General features: G+C 60.6%; 4 protein-coding genes. All 4 read right to left on the bottom strand.

Translation table 11 applies throughout. The features are described 5' to 3' along the window. Nucleotides 1-12: 12 nt before the first annotated feature. A complete protein-coding gene (narI, locus tag ABY948_RS11585) occupies nt 13-705 on the bottom strand; it encodes a respiratory nitrate reductase subunit gamma (protein ID WP_461482693.1) in 693 nt (230 codons plus the stop codon). Nucleotides 706-715: 10 nt separating this feature from the next. Next, nucleotides 716-1405: a nitrate reductase molybdenum cofactor assembly chaperone gene (narJ, locus tag ABY948_RS11580; RefSeq protein WP_461482692.1), complete on the bottom strand. Its 690-nt coding sequence runs from the start codon at nt 1403-1405 to the stop codon at nt 716-718. 3 nt (nt 1406-1408) lie between these two features. Further along, a complete protein-coding gene (gene narH, locus ABY948_RS11575) occupies nt 1409-2950 on the bottom strand; it encodes a nitrate reductase subunit beta (protein ID WP_461482691.1) in 1542 nt (513 codons plus the stop codon). Between the two features lie 12 nt (nt 2951-2962). Beyond that, nucleotides 2963-3706, bottom strand: a 744-nt coding sequence (locus ABY948_RS11570; RefSeq protein WP_461482690.1) for a molybdopterin dinucleotide binding domain-containing protein, incomplete at its 5' end; no start/stop codon positions are given.

Genomic DNA, 3706 nt, shown 5'->3' with positions numbered 1-3706 from the left:
GGGTCTTGATGGTTATGAGGCTCTTTTCTGGCGCACGATCTGGTAGTTCCGCAGCAGGTATTTCACCGGCGCCGCCAGGCCACTGATGATGTGCACCAGGCGGGTGAAGGGAAAGATCAGGAACAATGTCATGCCGAGAAAGACGTGCAGTTTGTACACCAGCGACACCGGGGCAATGGATGCCGCCGCCTCCATGGGTTGCAGGATGACGAGTGATTGCGCCCAGTTGGCCAGCATCACCATTACCGAGCCGTCCAGGTGCTGGCTGGAGGCGTAGATGGTGCTCAGTCCCAGGATCAGCTGGATGTACAGCAGCACCAGCACCAGCAGATCGGAGAAGCTGCTGCTGGCGCGGACCCGAGGGTCGCTGAAGCGGCGCACGATCAGCATAGTCAGGCCGATAAAGCAGAGACCGCCGAACAGGCCGCCGGAGACCATCGCCAGCAACTGCTTGTTGGGCGTGGAGATCACATGGTGGTAGATGAATTCCGGGGTCAGCAGCCCCACCAGGTGACCGGCCAGCACAAACAGGATGTCGACATGGAAGGCATTGCTGGCCAGCCGCATGCCGCGGGTGCGCAAGATCTGACTGGAGCCCGCTTTCCAGGAATACTGTTCGCGGTCGTAGCGTGCCCAGCAGCCGACCACGCAGACCAGCAGTGCCAGGTAGGGGTAGAGACCGAAAAGTAGTGTGTTGATATTCATGATGGCTTCCTCAATTTGCCCAGCGCACAGCTACGCTGTCGTTAGGGGATCGTTTTGGCGGTTGCGGCGCATTGGAGGGACAACTGTCCCCGGCGCCGAAGGTGACCGCCTCCTCCTCCCAGATCTTGTCCAGCGCCTCGGGGGTGTCGTCGCGCTTCTCGCCAGCCGCTTTCGAGCGCAGCTTCTCAATATCGACCGGCACGCCGCTGATCATCAGCAGGCTGTCAAACAGCGCGTCGTAGTCTGACTCGCGCTCCCGCAGACGGGCGCTGAGCAGCCCGAGGATATGGGCCACATCCGCCAGCCCCTCGCGGGCTTCCAGGTCTGGCCGGTGGGCCAGGTACTCCAGGTAGAGGGGGATGAAATCCGGCAGCTCCCGCACTTCAATGTGAAAACCGTGCTGCTCGTAAAGTGCCAGCAGGTCCACCATGGCCTGGCCGCGATCGCGGGATTCACCGTGCACGTGTTCGAACAGCAGAAGCGACAAGGCGCGGCCCCGATCAAACAGGCCGGAGTAAAGTTCCTGGGCGTCCATCAGGTCACCGTCGTAGATCTGGTGCAGCAGGCCGCAGAGGCGCTGGCGCATGGCGGGAGAAATCTCCCGCGACGCCAGAATGACCGTTTCCAGTTCTGCCACCTGTCCCTGCAATTCGGCTTTTGGGTAGTCCATCAGCCGGGAGATGACTTTGAGAATATCCATACCTTATTTCTCCCATACCTGGACGGTCTGGATCACATCCCGCCGGGTGGTTTTCTTGGTGCCGAACAGGTTGATATCCGACTCGCCGGTGGAACAGCCGTTGCCGAAGGAGAAGCCGCAGCCGCCGCGCTCGGCGAAGGCTTCGGACATGGCTTCCTCGCGGTGGGCGGTGGGAATCACGTAGCGGTCCTCGTAGTTGGCGATGGCCAGATAGCGGTACATATCCTCCACCTGCAGGGCGGTGAGACCCACATCGTCAAGGGTTTGCTGGTCGTCGCAGCCCTCGACAATCTGCGCGCGTTTGTAGGCGCGCATTGCCAGCAGCCGTTTCAGTGCCAGCAGTACCGGGGCCTCGTCGCCGGCGGTGAGCAGGTTGGCCAGATACTTGACCGGAATGCGCAGGGAATCCACATCGGGAATGATGCCGTTCATGCCCACGTGACCGGCCTCCACCGCGGACTGGATCGGCGACAGCGGTGGCACGTACCAGACCATGGGCAGGGTGCGGTATTCCGGGTGCAGTGGCAGCGCCAGTTGCCAGTCAACCGCCAGTTTGTAGACCGGGGACTGCTGGGCGGCCTCGATCACGGAGTCCGGCACACCGTCCTTGCGTGCCTGGGCGATTACTGCCGGATCGTGGGGGTCGAGGAAGATTTCCAGCTGCTTCTTGTACAGATCCTGTTCCGACTCGGTGCTGGCCACTTCGAGGATGCGGTCGGCATCGTAGAGCAGCACGCCCAGATAGCGGATGCGGCCCACACAGGTTTCCGAGCAGACGGTGGGCTGGCCCGCTTCAATGCGCGGATAGCAGAAAATACATTTTTCCGACTTGCCGGACTTCCAGTTGAAGTAGATCTTCTTGTAGGGACAGCCGGACACGCACATGCGCCAGCCGCGGCATTTCTCCTGATCGATCAGCACGATGCCGTCCTCTTCGCGCTTGTAAATAGCGCCGGAGGGACAGGAGGCCGCACAGGTTGGATTGAGGCAGTGCTCGCACAGCCGTGGCAGGTACATCATGAAGGTGTTCTCGAACTCGCCGTAGATGTCCTTCTGGATGTTGTCGAAATTGCGGTCGGCGCTGCGCTTCTTGAACTCGGTGCCGAGAATTTCCTCCCAGTTGGGACCCCACTCGATTTTCTCCATGCGCTTGCCGGAGATCAGCGAACGGGGCCGCGCGGTGGGCTGGTGTTTGCCCAGCGGCGCGGTGTGCAGGTGCTGGTAGTCGAAATCAAAGGGTTCGTAGTAATCGTCGATTTCCGGCAGATCGGGGTTGGCGAAGATATTCGCCAGCACCCGGAATTTGCCGCCGATTTTCGGATTGATGGAGCCGTCGCGGTTGCGCACCCAGCCACCGTTCCACTTGTCCTGGTTCTCCCACTCCTTGGGATAGCCGATGCCGGGCTTGGTCTCGACGTTGTTGAACCAGGCGTATTCCATGCCCTCGCGGGAGGTCCAGACATTCTTGCAGGTGATGGAGCAGGTGTGGCAGCCGATACACTTGTCCAGGTTCAGCACCATCCCTACTTGTGAGCGTATTTTCATTGTGATGCCTCCTTAAACGTCCTGGGGAAGTGGTTGCGGCAGGTCGTCGGTATCCGATCCTTCCAGCCAATCCACCTTGTTCATCTTGCGCACTACCACGAATTCGTCGCGGTTGCAGCCGACGGTGCCGTAGTAGTTGAAGCCGTAGGACTGCTGCGCGTAGCCGCCGATCATATGGGTCGGTTTCATCACCACCCGGGTCACCGAGTTGTGGTGGCCGCCCCGGGTTCCGGTGGTTTCCGCACCGGGGGTGTTCACGATGCGCTCCTGGGCGTGGTACATCATCACCATGCCCTCGTTGACCCGCTGGCTGACCACCGCGCGGCAGGCGATGGCGCCGTTGACGTTGAATACCTCCACCCAGTCGTTGTCCTCGATACCGGCTTTCTGCGCATCCACTTCGCTCATCCAGATAATCGGCCCGCCCCGGGACAGGGTCAGCATCAACAGGTTGTCGGAGTAGGTGCTGTGGATACCCCATTTCTGGTGGGGAGTGATCCAGTTGAGCACGATCTCGGTGTTGCCGTTGGGCTTCTTGTCCTTCACCAGGTCGATGGTCTTGGTACAGATCGGCGGTTTATAGGACACCATCTGCTCGCCGAAGGCCTGCATCCACAGGTGATCCTGGTAAAACTGCTGGCGACCGGTGATGGTGCGCCAGGGAATAAACTCGTGGACGTTGGTGTAACCGGCGTTGTAGCTGACGTGTTCATCCTCCAGGCCGGACCAGGTGGGGGAGGAGATGATCTTGCGCGG

It is taken from the genome of Porticoccus sp. (assembly GCF_041592135.1).
Taxonomy (GTDB): Bacteria; Pseudomonadota; Gammaproteobacteria; order Pseudomonadales; family Porticoccaceae; genus Porticoccus.
The sequence above is the reverse complement of the archived record's forward strand: the minus strand, read 5'-3'. Positions and strand labels throughout refer to the sequence as shown.